The 19913-nt window shown below is 71.0% G+C and carries 20 protein-coding genes; 18 read left to right on the forward strand and 2 right to left on the reverse strand.

Annotated elements, in window-relative coordinates; genetic code table 11:
- Together OG599_RS29220 and OG599_RS29225 are read left to right on the forward strand one after the other, a co-directional pair.
- A complete protein-coding gene (locus tag OG599_RS29220) occupies nt 1-846 on the forward strand; it encodes an ABC transporter ATP-binding protein (RefSeq protein ID WP_327178954.1) in 846 nt (281 codons plus the stop codon).
- A 90-nt stretch (nt 847-936) separates the two neighbouring features.
- On the forward strand, nt 937-1473 hold the full coding sequence (locus OG599_RS29225; protein WP_327178955.1) for a hypothetical protein: 537 nt from the start codon (nt 937-939) through the stop codon (nt 1471-1473).
- Nucleotides 1474-1618: 145 nt separating this feature from the next.
- On the opposite strand, the gene OG599_RS29230 is transcribed toward OG599_RS29225, so the two are convergent.
- Nucleotides 1619-2026 carry a cupin domain-containing protein gene (locus tag OG599_RS29230; RefSeq protein ID WP_327178956.1) on the reverse strand — a complete coding sequence of 136 codons (408 nt, stop codon included), beginning with the start codon at nt 2024-2026 and terminating at the stop codon, nt 1619-1621.
- 186 nt (nt 2027-2212) lie between these two features.
- Between OG599_RS29230 and OG599_RS29235 the strand changes: the two genes are divergently transcribed.
- The 12 genes from OG599_RS29235 (at nt 2213) to OG599_RS29290 (ending at nt 13819) form a co-directional block, all read left to right on the forward strand.
- Entirely contained in the window at nt 2213-2806 is a 594-nt protein-coding gene (locus tag OG599_RS29235; protein WP_327178957.1) for a carboxymuconolactone decarboxylase family protein, read from the forward strand.
- A 38-nt stretch (nt 2807-2844) separates the two neighbouring features.
- The gene (locus tag OG599_RS29240) at nt 2845-4386 is read left to right on the forward strand and encodes a sugar ABC transporter ATP-binding protein (protein ID WP_327178958.1); all 1542 of its coding nucleotides are present in this window, start codon (nt 2845-2847) and stop codon (nt 4384-4386) included.
- A complete protein-coding gene (locus OG599_RS29245) occupies nt 4383-5396 on the forward strand; it encodes an ABC transporter permease (protein ID WP_327178959.1) in 1014 nt (337 codons plus the stop codon). Before OG599_RS29240 ends, OG599_RS29245 begins: the two co-directional genes overlap by 4 nt.
- 92 nt (nt 5397-5488) lie before the next feature.
- Nucleotides 5489-6430 carry a sugar ABC transporter substrate-binding protein gene (locus OG599_RS29250; RefSeq protein ID WP_327178960.1) on the forward strand — a complete coding sequence of 314 codons (942 nt, stop codon included), beginning with the start codon at nt 5489-5491 and terminating at the stop codon, nt 6428-6430.
- 225 nt (nt 6431-6655) lie between these two features.
- The gene (locus tag OG599_RS29255) at nt 6656-7561 is read left to right on the forward strand and encodes a LysR family transcriptional regulator (protein WP_327178961.1); all 906 of its coding nucleotides are present in this window, start codon (nt 6656-6658) and stop codon (nt 7559-7561) included.
- A gap of 155 nt (nt 7562-7716) precedes the next feature.
- Entirely contained in the window at nt 7717-8643 is a 927-nt protein-coding gene (locus OG599_RS29260) for a VOC family protein (RefSeq protein ID WP_327178962.1), read from the forward strand.
- 167 nt (nt 8644-8810) lie between these two features.
- On the forward strand, nt 8811-10259 hold the full coding sequence (locus tag OG599_RS29265; protein ID WP_327178963.1) for an NAD-dependent succinate-semialdehyde dehydrogenase: 1449 nt from the start codon (nt 8811-8813) through the stop codon (nt 10257-10259).
- 6 nt (nt 10260-10265) lie between these two features.
- Nucleotides 10266-11102, forward strand: a complete 837-nt coding sequence (locus tag OG599_RS29270) for a fumarylacetoacetate hydrolase family protein (RefSeq protein ID WP_327178964.1) — start codon at nt 10266-10268, stop codon at nt 11100-11102.
- Nucleotides 11099-11470 carry a VOC family protein gene (locus tag OG599_RS29275; protein ID WP_327178965.1) on the forward strand — a complete coding sequence of 124 codons (372 nt, stop codon included), beginning with the start codon at nt 11099-11101 and terminating at the stop codon, nt 11468-11470. The genes OG599_RS29270 and OG599_RS29275 overlap by 4 nt, the downstream gene beginning before the upstream one ends.
- Before the next feature lie 25 nt (nt 11471-11495).
- A complete protein-coding gene (locus tag OG599_RS29280) occupies nt 11496-12287 on the forward strand; it encodes an alpha/beta fold hydrolase (protein WP_327178966.1) in 792 nt (263 codons plus the stop codon).
- On the forward strand, nt 12284-12763 hold the full coding sequence (locus tag OG599_RS29285; RefSeq protein WP_327178967.1) for a GlcG/HbpS family heme-binding protein: 480 nt from the start codon (nt 12284-12286) through the stop codon (nt 12761-12763). Before OG599_RS29280 ends, OG599_RS29285 begins: the two co-directional genes overlap by 4 nt.
- A gap of 3 nt (nt 12764-12766) precedes the next feature.
- Entirely contained in the window at nt 12767-13819 is a 1053-nt protein-coding gene (locus tag OG599_RS29290) for a methionine synthase II (cobalamin-independent)-like protein (protein ID WP_327178968.1), read from the forward strand.
- 145 nt (nt 13820-13964) lie between these two features.
- On the opposite strand, the gene OG599_RS29295 is transcribed toward OG599_RS29290, so the two are convergent.
- Entirely contained in the window at nt 13965-14252 is a 288-nt protein-coding gene (locus tag OG599_RS29295) for a putative quinol monooxygenase (protein WP_327178969.1), read from the reverse strand.
- Between the two features lie 217 nt (nt 14253-14469).
- Here OG599_RS29295 and OG599_RS29300 point away from each other — a divergent pair, with 217 nt between their 5' ends.
- The 4 genes from OG599_RS29300 to OG599_RS29315 all read left to right on the forward strand — a co-directional run bounded on the left by OG599_RS29300 (nt 14470) and on the right by OG599_RS29315 (nt 19903).
- Nucleotides 14470-15918, forward strand: a complete 1449-nt coding sequence (locus OG599_RS29300; RefSeq protein ID WP_327178970.1) for an aldehyde dehydrogenase family protein — start codon at nt 14470-14472, stop codon at nt 15916-15918.
- A gap of 72 nt (nt 15919-15990) precedes the next feature.
- On the forward strand, nt 15991-17190 hold the full coding sequence (gene lhgO / locus OG599_RS29305; RefSeq protein WP_327178971.1) for an L-2-hydroxyglutarate oxidase: 1200 nt from the start codon (nt 15991-15993) through the stop codon (nt 17188-17190).
- Between the two features lie 120 nt (nt 17191-17310).
- Nucleotides 17311-18171, forward strand: a complete 861-nt coding sequence (locus OG599_RS29310; RefSeq protein WP_327178972.1) for an amidohydrolase family protein — start codon at nt 17311-17313, stop codon at nt 18169-18171.
- Between the two features lie 13 nt (nt 18172-18184).
- The gene (locus tag OG599_RS29315; protein WP_327178973.1) at nt 18185-19903 is read left to right on the forward strand and encodes a thiamine pyrophosphate-dependent enzyme; all 1719 of its coding nucleotides are present in this window, start codon (nt 18185-18187) and stop codon (nt 19901-19903) included.
- Nucleotides 19904-19913 lie beyond the last annotated feature (10 nt).

The raw sequence follows: 19913 nt of genomic DNA on the forward strand, positions 1-19913 counted from the left end.
ATGAGCACCTCCGTAGTGAACACCTCCACGAAGAACGCGCCGGGCGGCCTCGAAGTCCGCGGGCTCCACGTCTCCTACCCCGGCCGTACCGTCGTCAAGGACGCGGGGTTCACCGTGCCCGCGGGCCGGGTCGCCTCGATCGTCGGCCCCAACGGCTGTGGGAAGTCCACCCTGTTGCGCGCCGTCGCCCGGCTCCACCAGCCGGAGTCCGGCACGGTCCACGCCGACGGCGCGGACATCTGGACGCTCGGCCGCCGCCCGGCCGCCCGCCGCGTCGCCCTGCTGCCCCAGTCGCCCCGCGCCCCCGAGGCGGTGACCGTCGCTGGGCTCGTACGGTACGGCCGCCACCCCCACCAGGGCCTGCTGCGGCAGTGGTCGCGCGCGGACGAGAACGCGGTGCGCGAGGCGCTGGAGGCCACCGGCACCACCGAGCTGGCCGGTGAGCGGCTCGACCGGCTCTCCGGCGGCCAGCGCCAGCGCTGCTGGCTCGCCATGGTGCTCGCCCAGCAGACCCCCGTGGTCCTGCTCGACGAACCCACCAGCGCCCTCGACCTGGGGCACGTCGTGGAGGTCCTGGAACTCGTCCGCGAGGTAGCGCGCGCCGGCCGCACGGTCGTCATGGTCCAGCACGACCTGGCCGCCGCCGCCCGCTACTCCGACCTCCTCGTCGCGATGAAGGACGGCAGCGTCGTGGCCCGGGGAAACCCGCGCACCACCGTGACCGCCTCCCTGGTCCGGGAGTTGTACGGGGTGGAGGCCGACGTCCTTCAGGCACCGGTGGACGGATCGCCCGTCGTGATCGCCCGGGCGCGCACGGCGGTGACGGAAGGAGCCACGGCCGGGTGAAGGTCTCCGAAACCCACGGGCCGCGCCCCGTCGGCCGTCCACCGTACGGACACGCCGGCCGCGGGCCGACCCCCCCCGAGGAGGACTTCTGTGTCATCGCTCTACGACCCCGCGCACGCCCCCGCCGGCGACGTGGGCGCGGCGCTCATGATGATCGACTCGCGGCTCAGGACCATCCACGTCCGCGAGGGCGAGACCGATCCCGAACAGCAGGAACTGAGCGACCAGTTCGTCGCCTCCCTGGGGCCCGAAGGGGCCAGGGACATGCTGGACGGCGCGTGCACCCTGATCTACATGTTCATGACGTGGCTGCGGAAGGCCCACGAGGAGCACGAGAAGGACGTCGTCGAGTACGTGGTCCCCCACCTTGTGGCCACGATGCGCATGATGCCCGTCAGCATCCGGCCCGAGACCATCCCCACCATGGCCGGCCTGGTGATCGCCGCCGCCACCGGACTCAGCCCCAGCCTATGGCGCGGCCAGTTCGGGGAGTGGGCCAAGGTGGAGATGAACCCGCTGGAGGCCACCGCGTTCCTGCTCGCGGAGCACATCAACCGCATCACCGACGACCCCGACTTCGCCACCCGCCTGATCTCCGAGGCGCTCTCGCGCGCGGACGCTGAGTAGGAGCGGCCGTCGGCGTGTGCGACCCGGGAGTACGGGCGGCCCGACCGGGCCGGCCGCCCGCGTACGCGGGCGGCCGCCCGCCGCGGACTCCGGCGCCGAACCCGTCGACGGCCGCCCCGCGCGTACGCGGCCGGGCACCTGCCGCTCAGCGCCCCATCAGGTCCTCCGCCGAGAGGTGTTCCACCGTCACCCCGGTGTCGGTGAACGTGCGCGTCACCGTCCCCGAGGTGTACACCCACAGGATGCGCAGCGGAGTGTCGCCGACATTCCGGAAGAGGTGGGGGACAGGGGAGGGGATGTACGTGGTGTCGTAGCGCTCCAAACGAGTCACGGAGCCCTCCACCAGCACTTCCGCCTCTCCTTCGAGAATCGTCACGTGCTCGTCGCAGTTGTGCGCGTGCATCGGCGCCCCGGAACCGACCGGATAAACGCTCATTCCGCTGGTGATCCGATTCTCGCCGGCCGCCGAGACGGTCGTGACCAGCGGGGTCGTCACGATCGAACCTCCCCGGTCCAGCAAGGGGACGGAGGCGGCCTTGACGATGACACTCATGCGCAAACCCTTTCGACGGCGAGAGACGTCGTCCGACGTTAGGGGAAACGCGCCCCGCTGACAGGCCCCGGATGCGCACCTTTACCTTGCGTTCCGAGAAGGGTGAGCCTCTACCAGCCGGATGTACGGTCTGCTGCCATCGCACATTTCGAGATTGTGTCGCAGATCGAAAGGCAGGGACCGGCCATGCGCCTCCCCGTTCTCCGTACCGAAGAGATGAACGAGCACCAGCAGGAGCTCCACGCCCGCATCACCGCTCGTCGTGGCGGGGTGCGCGGACCGTTCCGGGTCTGGCTGCAGAGCCCCGAGCTCTGCGAACGCGTGGAGTCCCTAGGCGCGTTCGTCCGATTCGACTCGGACCTGCCCAAGCACCTGCGGGAGTTGACCCTCCTGATGGCAGCCCGCAACTGGGACGCCCAGTACTCCTGGAACGCCCACGTCAAGGCGGCGATCGAGGCCGGTGTACCGGCCGCCGCCGTGGACGCGATCGCCGAGCGGCGCACCCCGGAGTTCGACGACGAGGCGGACACCGCCTTCTACCGCTTCTGCCAGGAGGTGCTGGAGAAGCACTTCGTCTCCGACGAGACCTTCGCCGCCGCCCACCAGCACTTCGGCTCCCAGGGCCTGGTCGACGCCATCGGCTCGCTGGGCAACTTCACCATGCTCGGCATGTGCCTGAACACCTTCCAGGTGGACCTCCAGGCCGACCGCGAGCCGCCGTTCCCCGACATCCGCGGCTTCGCCCGCGTCGCCGGTGACGGGGAGCGGTCACAGCCGTGACTCCGCCCGTCGACCGACGTACCGAAGGGAGTCGTGACGTGACACCCGGTACCGCGCCGCACCAGAGCACCACCACTGCCGTCGAGGCGCCCCGGGAGCCGGTGGTCAGGATCCGCGACCTCAGGAAGAGCTTCGGCGGGGCCGCCGCCCTCAAAGGAGTCTCCCTCGACATCAGGCCGGGCGAGATCCACGCCCTGATGGGGATGAACGGGGCCGGCAAGTCCACCCTCGTCCAGGTACTGGCCGGAGTCCACCAGGCGGACGGCGGCACCGTCGAGATCGACGGGCAGCCGCAGCCGGGCCTGACGACACGGCAGGCCCGACGGCTCGGCATCTCGACCGTGCCCCAGCGCCGCGAACTGGTCATGGAGCTGACCGTCGCCGAGAACATCCTCCTCGGCGACCTGCCCGCCCCCCGCGCGTTCGTCGCCTGGAAGTCGGTCCGGGAGCAGGCCCGCAAGGCCCTCGCCGACCTCGGCATCGCCATCGACGTGGAGCGGACCGCGGGCGGGCTGACCGTCGCGGAGCAGACCATGGTCGAGGTCGCTCGCGAGGTCCGGCGCGGCGGGAAGGTCCTCATCCTCGACGAGCCGACCGCCTGCCTCGGCGCCGAGGCCGCCGACCGGATCAGAGCGCTGGTCCGGACCCTGCGGGACGAGGGCATGGCCGTCGTCTACATCTCGCACTACATCGACGAGGTGCTCTCCGTCGCCGACCACGTCACCGTCCTGCGGGACGGCGCGGTCGTGCACAGCGGTCCGGCGGCCGGCACCGACGCCGCCGGGCTGGTGCGCGACATGGTGGGCCGGGACGTCGTCTCCACCCGCCCCCGACGCCCCGCACCCTCACGGGAGACCGGCCTCGCGGTCCGGGGGCTCACGCACGGCCGCACCATCGAGGACTTCGCCGTCGAGGTGCGCAAGGGCGAGATCGTGGCCGTCCTCGGACCCGCCGGCGACGCGCAGTCCCGCCTCTTCGACCTGCTCTCCGGTCGCCGGCGCCCCGACTCGGGCGAGATGAGCGTGGACGGCAAGCCCGTACCCTTCGGCCGGATACCCCGGTCGCTCGCCAGCGGTCTGCGCTGCGTCACCGGCGACCGCAGGGCCCTCGGCCTGATCCCGGAACTCTCGCTGGACGAGAACCTGATGCTGGCCAGCGACCGCCTGGACCGGCGCCGCCTCCAGCGCCGGTCCGCGCTCACCCGCCGGGCCGCCCCGCGGCGGGAGAGTTACGGAGTCGTCTCCCTGACCCGCAACCCGGCCGTCGGCCGCCTCTCGGGCGGCAACCAGCAGAAGGTCCTGCTGGCGAAGTGGCTGGAGACCGCGCCCGTCGCCTGCTTCCTGGAAGACCCCACCAACGGCGTCGACATCGCGGCCATCGCGGACATCCACACGCTCGTCGACGACCTCGCCGCACGCGGTGTCGCCGTGCTGCTCGCCTCCTCCTCCGCCGAGGAGGTCATGCGGCTGGCCGACCGGGTGATCGTCGTCAGCGGGGGACGGGCGGTCGCCGAACACGACGTCAACACCATCACCCGCGACCAACTCGTCGCCCTCGCCCTCGGAGGACAGAGCAAGTGAGCCTCGAAGCGCCCCCGGTACAGCCCCGAGCGAAGGAAAGCACCCCGGACACCGTTTCCGGTTCACGCACCTCGCTGCGGGCCCTCTTCGGAGTCCCGCACGCGGGACTCGTCGCGGTGCTGATCATCGTGGTGGTGTTCGCGAGCCTGGAGACGGACTCGTTCGCCACCTCGACCAACCTCATCAACATCCTCCGCCAGGTCAGCGTGTCCGCGGTGCTCGCCGCCGGTCTCACGCTGCTCATGACGGCCGGAGGCATGGACTTCTCGATGGGCAGCAACGCGGCCGTCGTCACGGCGGTGGCCGCCCAGATGCTGGCACACGGCGAGTCCACCGCCGTGACGGTCCTCGTCTCCCTCGTGCTGGCCACCCTCATCGGCCTGGTCAACGGGCTCGTGGTCACCTACACGAACGTGGCACCGTTCGTCGCCACCCTGGCGACGGCCACCCTGCTGGACGGAGTCGCGCTGCTCGTCCTGGACGGTCTGAGCGTGTCGATCGGCACCCACCTCTCCTCGCTGGGCAACGGCAAGATCCTCGGCATCCCCTACCTGCTGATCGTGGCGGTCCTGGTACTGGTGGTGGCCGGTCTGGTCATGAAGTTCACCGTCTTCGGCCGCGACGCGTTCGCCATCGGGGGCAACGAGCACGTCGCCCGCCTCAGCGGCATCGGCGTCAACCGGAACAAGCTCCTGCTCTACGGGCTGGCCGGCACCCTCGCCGGACTCGCCGGGCTGATGCTGCTGTCCCGGCTGGGCGCGAGCAGCCCCGGAACGGGCGGTCTCACCCTGCAACTCACCGCCGTGGCCGCCGTCGTCATCGGCGGAACCTCGCTCGCCGGCGGCAGCGGCACCGTCGTCGGCACCGCCCTCGGCGTCGTCCTGCTCGGCGTCGTCGCCAACGCCCTGAACCTGCTGCAGGTGTCCAGCTACTTCCAGCAGATCTCGGTCGGTTCGGTCCTGCTCGTCGCGGCGATCGCCAACCAGCTCCACAAGAAGTCCCGGCACTGACGTACTCCGGGACGGGTCCGCGATTCCCGCACCGCGACCCACTCCGTGCACGGCCACCGATGTCCCACGCACGCCACGAAAGGCGACACACCATGAGCCTGTCCACCCACCCGCGAAGAGTGCTGGCCACGACCGTCGTGGGAGCCGCGCTGGCCCTCAGCGGCTGCAGCGGCCAGTCCGGTCAGGGCGGCGACGCCGTCACCCTCGGCTTCGTCAACGGCGGAGACACCGAGTTCCACACCTGCCTCCAGAAGGCGGTGGAGGACACGGCCAAGAACGGCGACGCGAAGATCTACACCGCCAACTCGCACCAGAACCCCGGCACCGAACTGTCCAACATCGAGGACATGATCTCGCGCAACGTCGACGCGCTCATCGTGCAGACCGTGAACGTCGACGCGCTCAAGGGCGACATCGCCAAGGCCAGAAGCGCCAACATACCGATCTTCCTCACCTCCGTCGTCACCGACGACCCCTCCCAGATCCTCGGCGCGGTCGTCGTGGACCTCACCGCGGTCGGCGCGCTGGACGCCGGATGGGTCGAGAAGGACGCCGCGGGCAAGTCCGTGGAGGTCGGCGTGATCGCCGGTGCCCCCGGTGCCGCCTCCGACATGCTGGTCGCCGGATTCACCGACGCGCTGCCGGCCACCGCGAAGGTCGTCGCGAACCAGCCGGGCATGTTCAACGCGGCCAAGGCCAAGGACGTCGCGGAGAACATGATCCAGGCGCACCCGCATCTCGGTTACGCCTTCGTCGCCAACGAGGAGATGGCGCTCGCCGCCCGCACGGCCTTCACGGCGGCCGGCGCCGACGTCAAGATCGTCACGGTCAACGGCACCGACCGGGGTCTCGACGGGATCGAGAAGGGCGAACTCTCCGCAACCGTGGCGAACTCGGCCATGAGCACGGGTTCCCTTGCGGTGAACAATGCGATAGGACTGCTCGACAAAAAGAAGATCAGCAAGATCGACAAGACGCCGATCCTGCTGGTCACCAAGGACAACCTGGACAAGGCTCCGCAGTACTGCCCCTGAGTCCGCGCCGGGCGACCTTCGATCGCGCGATCGAAGGCCACCCGACGGACTCCGGGCACCCGGGCCCGCGACACAGCGTTCCGCGACACCCCGTTCCGGCACATCCCATTCCGCGCACCCACTGAGTGATCCCCGTTCCGGAGCGCCGCGCGGAGGCTCCGCCCGCACAACCCGCCACACACGGCCCTGCCACCACCGGGGCCGTGCACGGCCGGAGGTACCACCATGGACCGTCTGCTCCTCATGCGCAGCTTCGTCACCGTCGCCAACATCGGCAGCTTCAGCGGGGCGGCCAAAGCGCTGAGCTCCTCGGGATCGCTCGTCTCACGCCACGTCGCGGAACTGGAACGCCAGATCGGGGTCCGCCTCGTCAACCGCACGGCCCGCTCCGTCAGCCTCACCCAGCCCGGACTCCGTTACGCGGAGTTCGCGGCGCGCATCCTGGAGGAGATCTCCGCCGAGGACTCCCACATCGCGCAGCTCCACGACCGGCCGGAGGGATCGCTCAACATCATCTGCCCGAAGTGGATAGGCAGTCTCGATCTCGGTGACGCCATATCGGCCTTCTCCGTCGCCCATCCGAAAATCGTCGTCCGTTTCGAGCTGGGCGGAATCTCCGACCGCACCTACGATTTCCTGGACGGCGGATTCGACATCGCCTTCCACACGCGGGACTTGCGGGACTCCAGCGTCCGTCTGAAGAAAATCGCCTCGCTGCCCTTCGTGCTGTGCGCGTCGGAGAGATACCTGGAGGAGCACGGGACGCTGAGCCACCCGAACGACATCGCCGTCCACGACTGCCTGGTCCACGTCAACGACCCCGTCTGGCGCGTCGGGCACGGCCACGCGAGCACCCTGCACAAGATCCGCAACGTGGCGTTCTCGTCCAACTCCTACATCGCCCTGCAGAAGGCGGCCGTGCACGGCCGGGGGATCGCCCTGCTCCCGCAGCGGCCGGCCTACGACGACCTGCTCTCCGGCGCGCTCCGGGTGCTGCTGCCCGAACTCGCGGTGCCCGACCGGCCGCTGTACGCGATCTACGGCCCCGGCCAGGAGACGCCGCGCAAGGTGACCGTCTTCCTGGAATTCCTCGCGAAGTGGTTCTCGGAGAACCCGATTCCCGCCATGTGAAGCCTGAGTCCTCTCCGTGGCAACCGGGCGGCGCGACCGTCCGTGCAAGAAATGATTGCACCATTCGAAATGCCGGGCCATTGAGGCCGTGCGTCCCGATTTCTAGGCTGACCGGGCCGGTGTCGGGCGCCCTGTGCCCGCGGAACGAGGAGCTCATGGGAATCCAGAGAATAGAGTCGGTCACCTACAGCATCGACGATCTCGACGCATGCGTCCGCTTCTTCACCGACTTCGGGCTGACCCCCGGGGAACGCACCGCCACCCGCGCCACGTTCGAGACCCTGGCGGGCCAGACGCTCCACCTCGACACCCTCCCCGACCCCGCTCTGCCGCCCGCCCTGGAAGAGGGCCCCACCCTCCGCGAGGTGGTCTGGGGCGTCGACACCGAGGCGGAACTGGCGAAGCTCGTCGCCCGGGTCGCCGTCGACCGCGAGGTCACCCGCGCCGGGGACGGGGTGCACCGCACCCGGGACGAGACCGGCTTCGGCCTCGGCCTCGCCCTCGCCCGCCCGAAGGCACTCGACACGGCGGACGGACCGCGCGAGGCCAACACCTCCGGCAGCGTGCGCCGCTGGAACACGCCGCTGGACCCGGTCGGCCGGGTCAGGCCGCTGCGCATGTGCCACGTCGCCCTCAACATCCCCAAGGCCGGGCAGGAGGAGGCCGTCGCCTTCTACCTCGACCGGCTCGGCTTCCGGGCGACCGACATCGTCAAGCCGATGGGCACCTTCATGCAGTGCGAGGGCGACGACGACCAGCACAACTTCCTGCTCTGCCACCGCCCGGACCGGGCCGGCGTCAACCACGTCAGCTACGAGGTCCCCGGGTTCGACGACGTGATCGAGGGCGGCAACCACATGATCGCCCAAGGCTGGCAGGAAGCCCGCAGGCTCGGCCGGCACACCGTCGGCTCCAACGTCTTCCGCTTCGTCCACGCCCCCTGCGGCGGCCGTGTCGAGTACGCCGCCGACATGGACCGCGTCGACGCCTCGTACGAGACCCGCGTCCACGAGACCACCCCGCCGCACCACATCTGGACCCTGCGCACGTCCCGTGACGCCTCCGGAACCCCCGCCTCCTGACGGGCCCGCGATCCCGCCATGTGACATCGGGCGTCTCCCGGCATCAGGCGTCTCCCGCCACCGGCGCCTCCCGGCATCGGCACCCGCCGTCTCCCGGCACCCGCCGTCTCCCGGCACCCAGCGCCTCCCGACACCCACCCGCCGAGCGTGAGAGGGCACACGCACCCATGACGACCCACGACGACTACCCCGCCATCCGCATGTACATAGCGGGCGAATGGTGCGAGGGCGGGGCCGGAGCGACCGTACCGGTCGTGAACCCGGCCACCGAGACCGTGATCGGACACGTCCCGCTCGCCACCACCGCCGACCTCGACCGCGCCGCCGAAGCGGCGGCCGCAGGCTTCGCGCTCTGGCGCGACACTCCCGTGGCCGAGCGCACCGCGATCCTCCACGAGGCCGCCGGCCTGCTCGTCTCCCGCGCCGACCAGGTCGGCCGCATCATGACCCGCGAACAGGGCAAACCGCTGCGCGAAGCCGCCGGGGAGGCGAAGCGGGTCGCCGGAGCCCTGCGCTGGGACGCCGACGACGCCCGCCGCGCCTACGGCCGGATCATCCCCTCCGAGGACGGCACCCTGCTCTCCGTCCGCCGCCGGCCCATCGGCCCGGTCGCCGCCTTCACCCCGTGGAACTTCCCCGCCGGTTCACCGATGCGGAAGATCGCCGCGGCGCTCTCGGCCGGCTGCTCCCTCGTCATCAAGGCCTCCGAGGAGACCCCCGGCACCGCCGTCGCGCTGGTCCGCTGCTTCGAGGACGCCGGGCTGCCCGCAGGCGTACTCAACCTCGTCTTCGGCGAGCCCGCCGAGGTCTCCGCCCACCTCATCGCGCACCCCGCCACCCGGCTCGTCGCCTTCACCGGCTCGGTGCCGGTCGGCAAGCTGCTCGCCGCGGCCGCAGGGGCCGAGATGAAGCCGTCGCTCATGGAGCTGGGCGGCCACGCACCGGTCATCGTGTGCGCGGACGCCGACCCGGTGACCGCCGCCCGCCGTTCCGCCGCCGCCAAGTTCGCCAACGCCGGCCAGGTCTGCACCTCCCCCAGCCGCTTCCTGGTCCACGAGAGCCTGGTCGAGGAGTTCACCGAGGAGTTCGTCCGTGCCGCCGAGGCGGTCGTCGTCGGCGACGGGCTCGACGAGGGCGTCACCATGGGCCCGCTCGCCAACGAACGCCGACTGCGGGCGATGGAGGAACTCACCGCCGACGCCGTCGCCAGGGGCGCGAAGATCCGCACCGGCGGCGAACGCCTCGCCCGTGCGGGCTACTTCTTCGCCCCCACCGTCCTCACCGACGTCCCCGAGGACGCCGCGCTCATGTCCGACGAGCCCTTCGGCCCGCTCGCTCCCATCGTCGCGTTCCGCGATCTCGACGAGGCCCTGCGGATCGCCAACTCGCTGCCCTACGGACTCGCCGCGTACGGTTTCACCCGTTCCGCCGCCACCGCCGAGCGCCTCACCCGCGAGTTCGAGGCCGGCATCCTCTCCCTCAACCACTGCGGCGGATCCGTCCACGAGGCACCGTCCGGCGGGGTCAAGGCCAGCGGCTACGGACGCGAAGGCGGCCCGGAGGGCCTGGACGCCTACCTGGTCACCAAGCGCGTCTCCCACCTGCTGACGGACTGAGCCGCCATGCGATACACCCGAGTCCGGGTGGGTGGCCGGGCCGTCTGGGGCCGCGTGGAGCACGACTCCGTACGCCTGCTCTCCGACTCCCCGCTGGACGGCGACCCCACCGTCATCGGCACCATCCCGCTCACCGAGGCCGACTGGCTGCCGCCCGTCGTCCCGCCCGTCTTCTACGCCGCCGGCATGAACTACCCGCGCCACATCGAGCACGCCCGGCTGCTCGGCGACAAGGCAGGAACCACGCCCGAGCGCCCCGAGGCCGGCTACCGCGCCAACAACGCGCTCACCGGCCACGGCACGGCGATCGTGAAACCCGCGGGGGTACGCGGCCGGTTCGAGGCCGAACCGGAGCTGGTCGCGGTCGTCGGCAGGACGCTGAGGCACGCCACGTACGAACAGGCGCGGGACGCCGTCTTCGGCTGGACGATCGGCAACGACGTCAGCGCCCGCAGCTGGCAGCACGAGGACCGCACCTTCTGGCGAGCCAAGAACAGCGACACCTTCAAGCCGATGGGCCCCTGGATCGAGACCGACGTCGACGCCCTGGCGCAGACCACCACGCTGCGCGTCAACGGCGAGACCCGCGCTCTGTTCCCGACCGGCGACATGGTCTTCGACCCCTACGACTTCATGGTCGAGATCACCCGGCACATCACCCTGCACCCCGGCGACGTGCTGTGGATGGGCGCCGAGTCCACCGCCCAGATCGAGGCGGGCGACACGGTCGACGTCGAGATCAGCGGTATCGGCGTCCTGTCGAACACCGTCCTGGCCGAGCCCGACCGCCCCTGCGCGGCCCGGAGTCCGCACGCCAACTCCCCGAAAGGCAGCACCCCGTGAGCAAGGAACCCCGCTACATCCACCACGTCAACTTTCCCACCACCGACCCCGACCGGACCGCCGAGTGGTACGCGCGGGTCTTCGGGATGAAGCGGATCATGCCGAAGTCCAACACCCGCGTGGTGCTGATGACGCGCGGCAACTTCGACCTCCACTTCACCCCGGTCGAGGACATGGACCGGATGGCGCCCTACCACTTCGCCGTCGAGGTCGACGACTGGGACGACTTCATGGAGCACCTCGCCGACCTGGGCATCCGGCACACCCGGCCCATCGAACGCCCCGAGAACCAGTCGAAGTTCTGCTACATCCACGACCCCGATCACACCATGATCGAGCTGGTGTTCCACGGCAAGCGCCCCAACTGAACCGCTACGACCAGGAGCCCCTTCCATGCCCTACGTCGATTCAGACGGAGCGTCCCTCTACTACGAGCGCCACGGCAGCGGCCCGGTGATCGTGTTCGTCCACGGCTCCGGAGGCCACCACGCCGCCTGGTGGCAGCAAGTGGCGGCCCTCCGCGACGGGTTCACCGTCGTCACGCTCGACCTGCGCGGCTTCGGACGCACCGAACTGTCCGCACCGCAGGCCGAGTTCGACGGCCAGGCCTTCTACGGAGACGTCGTCGCCGTGCTCGACCAGGAGGACCTGACCGACGCCATGCTGGTGGGCCAGTCCATCGGCTCTATCGCGGCCCTGCGCGCCGGCCTGGTGCGCCCCGAGCGCGTCGGCGCGGTCGTCCTCGGCCACTCGCTGGGCGGCATCAGCCACCCCGAGCTGAAGGAACTCGCCGCGGCCGACCGTGCCGAGGCCGTCAAACTCCCCGTCATCGAACGGCTGTTGACCAAGGAGTTCCAGCAGGATCGGAAGGACCTCACCTTCCTCTTCCAGCAGATGGGCACCTTCAACACCGCCACCATGCAGGACCTGCGCAACCTCGACACCGACGGCCCCGGGCTGGACGAGATACGGGACTCGGGCGTCACCATCGCCTTCCTCGCGGGCGAGAAGGACGCGGTGCTCAGCGTCAAGACGGTCACCCGGGCCCACGAACTCGTCGAGGGCTCACACCTGGAGATCGTCCCGGGCGCCCCGCACTCCATGTACTGGGAGACCCCGGAGCCGTACAACGCCGCCGTCGCCCGGCTGCGCCGCACCCTCACCGCCCCGAAGGAAGCCGCATGAGCACCCTCACCCTCGCCGCCGCCGAAGAGATCATCGCCGAAGCCCACGAGCGGGCCCAGGCCCTCGGCAAGGCGGTGAGCGTGGCCGTGGTGGACGCAGGCGGCTTCCCCGTCGCCATCCGCCGCCCGGACGGAGCCCGTCCCCTCACCCCCGACATCGCGCGGGCCAAGGCCTACACCGCCGCCGTCATGCAGCGCCCCGGCAAGATGCTGAAGAAGTGGCAGGAGAGCCAGCCGGTCTTCTTCTCCCAGCTCTCCCAGCTGCCCGGCGCCGCGATGCCCATCCTCGCCACCGAGGGCAGCGTCACCATCAAGAAGGACGGCGCGGTCATCGGCGGCCTCGGCATCGCCGGCGGCACCGCCGACGAGGACCAGCAGATCGCCGACGAGACGCTCGCCGCCCTCGGCTACGAACTGGAGTTCGCCGCCTGGGGCGTCTCCGGCGCGCCCGTCACCCACGCCGGAAAGGACGCCTGAACCATGGCGGACACGTTCAACTACCGCATCGACCACCACGGCAGCCTGGTCCGGCCGCCCGCCCTCCTGGCCGCCCGCGAGCGGACCGCCGGGGGAGAGGCGGACACCGAGAGCCTGCGCGCGGCCGAGCGCGCGGCCGTCAAGGAGGCCGTGGTCTTCCAGCGGCGGCTGCGCTCCACCGTCGTCACCGACGGCGACCTGCCCCGCGAGGACTTCCGCAGCGCCGTCCTCGACCACGTCACCGGATTCCGGCGGACCGGCGAGGAGATTGACGGGCTTGCGCAGTGGGTGGCCGAAGCCCTCCCCAAGGCGGACGGCCCGCTGGTCGCCGGATGGGCAGGCCTGCTCGGCGAGCTCACGGTCGTCGCGCCCAAGGTCGCGCTGCCCTCCCCGGCGTACCTCGCCGCCACCACCTTCGACCCGGCTCTGGCCGCCTCGGGCGGACCCGCCTCGGCCCGCGAACTCGGCGAGGCCCTGGCGGAGATCATTCACGCGGAGATCCAGTTGCTCGTCGCCGAGGGGGTGCGCCTGATCCAGCTGAACAACCCGCTGCTGCTCGCCCACACGGCCACCGGACCCGGCGCGACCGGCGCGCTCTCCTTCGAGGACGCCCTCGCCGTGGAAGCCCTCGCGGTACGGCTGGACGAGCGACCGGAGGGCGTACGGATCGCCGTCGCGCCCGGCTGGACCTCTCCCCGGGAGGTGGACCGCGCCCGCGCCGAGCGGCTGTACGCGGCGGTCCCCGCCGACCGCTGGGTGCTCCCTCTCGACCGGGGCACCGACGCCGAACTCGACCTGCTGCGCGCCCTCCCCGAGGACCGTGACGCCTGCCTCGGCGCGGTGGACGCGACCACCGCCGCGATGGAGGAGATCGACGCGGTGATGGCCCGCATCGACGCGGCGGCCGAGGTCAAGGAGCTGGAGGACATGGCGCTCTCACCCTCCCGGGGCTTCGCGGACGTGGCCTCCCGCCCGCTGCTGAGCGCCGAGGACCAGCACCGCAAGCTGGTCCAGGTGGAGACCCTCGCCCGCTACTGCTGGGGCAACGAGTTCTGACCCGCCCACGGCGGAGCGGGACCGGGAAACGCCCGCGGCGGCGGGGGCCGGGAAACGCCCACGGCGGCGGGGCCGGGGAACGCCCACGGCGGCGGGGACCGGGAACATCCCCCGGCCCCGCCGCCGCGCCCGCCCACGAAAGGCCCTACAGCACCTGCGCGAACGTCACCGCACGGTCCGTCAGCAGCGGCCGCACCGTCCGGACGATCAGCTCGTCGAAGTGGTCCGCCGCCGCGTGGGCGTCGAAGCCGGCCCGGTCGGCGTACCGCTCGTACAGCACGAAGCCGCCCGGCCGGTCCACCTCCGCGTGCACCTCGTACCCGAGGTTCCCCGGCTCGGCCAGCGTGTGCGCGCGCATCTTCAGCAGCGCGGCACGCACCGTGTCCTCGTCGGCGGGGGCACAGGTGTAGTGGGCGATCACGGCGAATGCCATGGTGCGGCCTCCTTCTTCGGCAGGGCCTTCGTCGGGGCCCTCAGCGGTGCCGATTCCAGCACAGTCGACGCGCGGGGGCCCGTGCGTGACGTGCAAGCAATGTCTGCCGCCGCGGGCCTGGTCACCCCCGCGGACTTGCTGTGTTGTCGTGACGACCACGCCGTTACATCTGTACACCGCGCACAGCAGCCGCGGTCGGACGGGAGCAATGATCCAGATGCGCACCATGGAAACCCTTCTCGGCGGACAGTGGGTGGCGGCCGACGCGTGGCTGGAGGTCCACGACCCGTCCGACACCCGCACCCCGGTCGCCCGGGTACCCGCGCTCGGTGCCCGGGAGGTCGCCCGCGCGTACGACGAGGCCGAGAAGGGCTTCGCGCTCTGGCGGCGCACCAGCCCCTTCGAGCGGTCCCGGGTGTTCCACGAGACGGCCCGGCTGCTCCGCGAGCGGGCCGCCCTGATCACCGACGCGGTGGTCACCGAGAACGGCAAGACCCTCCAGGAGGCCGGCGGCGAGGTCCAGAAGGCCGCCGACTTCTTCGAGTACTACGCCGGACTCGCCCGCACCGGTTACGGCACGCTCGTCCACGACGCCCGGCCCGAGACGCGCACCAGCTTCCACCACGAGCCCCTCGGCACCGTCCTCGCGATCACCCCCTGGAACGACCCGCTGCTGACCCCGGCCCGCAAGCTGGCCCCCGCCCTCGCCGCCGGCAACGCGGTCGTCCTCAAGCCGGCCTCCGAGACCCCGATGTCCGCGCTCCACCTGGCCCGCGCCCTGCACGACGCCGGCCTGCCCGCCGGGGTGCTGGGCGTGGTCACCGGCCGGGGCGGATCCATCTCCGCCCCGCTGCTGGAGGACCCGCGCGTCGCCGCCGTCACCTTCACCGGGTCGAACGCGGTGGGCGAGTCCATCCGCCGCTCGCTGGCCGACCGCAACGTCCGCTTCCAGGGCGAGCTGGGCGGCAAGAACGCCACCGTCGTCCTCGCCGACGCCGACCTGACGGCCGCCGTGAAAGCGGTGATCGCCGCGGGGTTCGGACAGACCGGCCAGCGCTGCACCGCCACCAGCCGCGTCCTCGTCGAGCGGTCCGTGTACGCGGAGTTCACCGGCCTGCTGCTGGACGCCGTCGCCGCCCTGCGGCTCGGCTCCCGGGAGACGGACAACCTCTCCGTCGGCCCGCTCGTCAGCACCGGGCAGCGCCGAAGCGTCCTCGCCGACATCGCACGCGCGGTACAGGAGGGCGCGACCGTTCTCGCGGGCGGTGACACCCCGAAGGACGACGCGTACGCCCACGGCTGCTGGGTCCTGCCGACCGTCCTCGGCGACGTGACCCGCGAGATGGCCGTCTGGCGCGAGGAGGTCTTCGGCCCGGTCGTCGTCGTCCGCGCCGTCGACGGCTTCGACGAAGCCGTCGAGGAGGTCAACGACTCCGGCTTCGGACTCGCCGCCGCCCTCTTCACCCGCGACCTGCGCGCCGCCCACCGCTTCGCCGACGAGGCCGACTGCGGGCAGGTCGCCGTCAACACCACGACCACCGGCTGGGACGTGCACCACCCCTTCGGCGGCTTCCGGGACTCGGGCTCCGCGTTCAAGGAGCAGGGCACCGAAGCACTGCGCTTCTACACCCGCGTCAAAACCGTCGCCTTCCACTTCGGTTCCTGACGCGCGGGCACCAGGAATCATCGGGCTCCACCCAGTTACACCCAGTGTCACCAGCAAGAAAGGAGGATGCCGATGGCAGACGAAACGATCGGCATCGTCGGAGCAGGCATCGTGGGCCTGGCGACGGGCCGCGAGATCGCACTGCGCCGCCCCGGCACCCGCGTGGTGGTCTTCGAGAAGGAACGGCGGGTCGCGGTCCACCAGACCGGACACAACTCGGGCGTGGTGCACGCCGGCATCTACTACGCCCCGGGCAGCCTCAAGGCCGACCTGTGCGTACGGGGCGTGGCCCTGCTGCGCGCGTACTGCCAGGACCGCGAGCTGCCGTACCAGGAGATCGGCAAGCTCGTCGTCGCCGTGCGCGAGGACGAACTCGGCCGCATGGAGGGCCTGTACGAGCGGGCCAGGAACAACCACGTGCCCGACCTGCGGAAGATCTCGAAGGACGAGATCAAGGAGATCGAGCCGCACGCCGGCGGCATCGCGGCCCTCCACTCGCCGCGCACCGCGATCACCGACTACCCCGCGGTCGCCCGCCGGTTCGCCGAGGACATCGAGGCCGCGGGCGGCCAGGTACGGCTCGACTTCCCGGTGGACTCGCTCACCGAAGTGACCGGCGGCATCGAGGTCGCCTCGGGCGAGGAACGCGTACGCGTGGACCGGCTGATCCTCTGCGCGGGCCTCCAGTCCGACTCCGTCGCCCGGCTGGCGCGGGACGACAAGGCGCCCAGGATCGTGCCCTTCCGGGGCGAGTACATGCTGCTCAGACCGGAGCGCACCGGTCTGGTGCGCGGCCTGATCTACCCCGTACCCGACCCGCGCTACCCCTTCCTCGGGGTGCACTTCACCCCCCGGGTCGACGGCTCCGTGGAGGTCGGCCCCAACGCCGTCCTGGCGCTGGCCCGGGAGGGCTACAGGCTCTCGGACGTCTCCGTGAAGGACCTCGCGCGGCTCGCCGCGTACCCCGGCGCCTGGCGGATGGCCGCCCAGCACTGGCGGACCGGCATCAAGGAGTACCGGGGCTCGCTCTCCACGAGGGCCTTCATGAAGGACGCGGGGGCGTACGTCCCCGGCGTCGGCGCCGCCGACGTGGTCCGCGGCGGAGCCGGCGTACGCGCCCAGGCACTCGACCCGGACGGCTCGCTCGTGGACGACTTCCGCATCCACCGGGTCGGCCGCGTCACCGCCGTACGCAACGCCCCCTCGCCGGCCGCCACGGCCTCCATGGCGATCGCCGAGCACATCACCGAGGCCGTGTTCGGCCCCGCATGACCGTCTGCGACCTGCCGGTTCACGCAACAACTGGTTGCGCTCCAGGGGTCTTAGCAAACGTCTCCACCAGCTCTAACGTCTGACGCACACCACCCCACCCCGCAACGGAAGAGGCTCCCCATGTTCGTCGTCGACACCCAGATCCACATCTGGAAGGAAGAGGCCCCGGACCGCCCCTGGGTCCCCGGAGCCCGCGAGCGCATCCGCCTCAACGGCCACCGCGAGGAGGCCTTCAGCTACGAGGAGGCGCTGGAGCTGATGGACGAGGCCGGCGTCAACCGCGCCCTCATCCTCCCGCCGTCGTGGGAGGGCAACCGCATCGACTACGCCCTCGAAGCCTGCGAGGCCCACCCCGACCGCTTCGGCATCATGGCCCGCGTCCCGCAGGACAACGAGGCCGAGGGCACGGCCATGCTGCGGGACTTCGCGCAGAACCCGCACATCAAGGGAACCCGCCTCACCTTCCACCGGCCGCAGGACCGCAACTGGATGATCGACGGCACCAACGACTGGTACTGGCCGATCGCCGAGGAGCTCCGCGTCCCCACGATGGTGCACGCACCCATCTGGAAGCGGGAGCTCGGCCAGATCGCCGCCAAGCACCCCGAGCTGAAGATCATCATCGACCACATGGGCATCATGGCCCGCTGCGTGGACGACGCCATCGGCTACTGGGTCTCCGAGACCGCCGACCTCGCCCAGCACCCCAACATCTACGTCAAGGTCTCGGCCCTGCCCGGCTACTCCACCGAGCCCTTCCCGAACAAGAACATCGAGAAGTACGTCCGCGAGATGGTCGACAAGATGGGGCCGCAGCGGTGCTTCTACGGCACCGACATCACCCGCCTGCTCGGTCACGGCATCACCTACACCGACACCATCGAACAGTTCACCAAGCACTGGGACTTCACCCCCGAAGAGCTCGAATGGATGATGGGCCGCGGCATCAGCGAGGTCCTCGGCTGGCCGGTCGAGGGCTGAGGGAACACCTGAGATGACGGACAGCAGCAACACGCCAGGCGTCGACGGCGGTGACGCCGTCGTCTCCGCCTTCAACGCCGTCGGCGCCGACTACCTCTTCTGCTCATCGGGGTCCGAATGGGCCCCGGTGTGGGAGTCACTGGCCCGGCGTCACCGCGACGGTGACCCGGCCCCCCACTACCTCGACCTCACCCACGAGACGGTCGCGGTCGGCATGGCCACCGGCTACGGCCTTGTCACCCGCCGCCCGCAGGGAGTCCTCCTGCACGCGGCCCCCGGCCTGCTCCAGGGCTCCATGGCGATCCACGGGGCGCTGCTCGCCGGCGTCCCCATGGTCGTCACGTCCTCGGAATCCAGCACCTACGGCGACGGCCCCGGGCAGGACCCGGGCGGCCAGTGGTACCGCAACCTCTCGATCGTGGGCGGCCCGCACGGCGTCGCCCAGCCCTTCACGAAGTGGGCCACCGAGGCCGCCAGCGTGCACACCCTGCCCACCATGATCACCCGCGCGGCGGAACTCTCCTGGCGGGCACCGGCGGGCCCGGCCTACCTCAACATCCCCCTGGAGATCCTCCTGGAGGAGTGGGACGGCCGTGGGGCCAAGCCGATCGTGGCACCCGGTTCCACCCACAGTTCGCCCGAAGAGGTCGACCCCGTCGCCCAGTTGATCCGCGACGCGAAGAACCCGGTGATCGTCACGGAGACGGCGGGCCGCGAGGCGGGCGGCTTCGAGGCGCTCCTCGCCTTCGCCGAGGCGTGGAACATCCCGGTGGTCGAACCCGACTCGGCCGTCTGCGGCAACTTCCCCCGCACCCACCCGTTGCACGCCGGCAGCGACATCGGCCCCTGGATGGACGAAGCCGACCTGATCCTCCTGGTCAACTGCCGCGTCCCCTTCTACCCGCCGAGCCGCCGCCCCTCGAAGGCGACGATCGTCGTCATCGACGAGGTGCCGCAGCGGCCGCACATCGTCTACCAGGTGCTCTTCGCCGACGCCTACCTCGAAGGCGACGTCGCCAACACCCTGCGTCAACTCACCAAGCGCGCAAAGGACTTCACCGAGGACCAGCGCGCCGGCGTCGCCCTGCGCCGCACCGCGCAGGAGGAGCGGTACGCCACCGAACAGGCGGCCGTCACCGCCGCCGAGGCGAAGGCGGAGGAGAGCGAAGGGGTGGATCCGGTCCTCGTCGCCGCCACGCTGCGCCGGCTGCTCGACGGGACCGGCGGGATCGTCGTGGACGAGACCATCACCCACAGCCGGATCGTGAAGCGCCACCTGCGCACCTCCGCGCCCGACGCGTACTTCTACGTGCAGGGCGGACTCGGACAGGGCATCGCGGTCGCCCTGGGCGTCAAACTCGCGGCCAGGGACAAGCCGGTGGTCCTCACGGTCGGCGACGGCGCCTTCACCTACAACCCGGTGATCCAGTCGTACGACGCCGCCAGGACGTACGAACTTCCGCTGCTCATCGTGGTGTTCAACAACCGCGTCTACAAGTCGATGAACCTCAACCACCGCAGGTTCTACCCCGACGGCGCCGCCGCCGGGACCGGCGAATGGCTCGGCACCGACCTGCACCGGCTGCCCCGGCTCGCCGCGTTCGCCGAGCCGTTCGGGATGCACACCGAGACCGTCGACACCACCGACGCCCTCGCGCCCGCGCTGGAGCGCGCGCTCAAGGCCGTCGCGGACGGGACCACCGCCGTCGTCGACGTACTCGTCACCCGCTGACCCAGGAGGC

This window comes from Streptomyces sp. NBC_01335 (genome assembly GCF_035953295.1).
GTDB lineage: Bacteria > Actinomycetota > Actinomycetes > Streptomycetales > Streptomycetaceae > Streptomyces.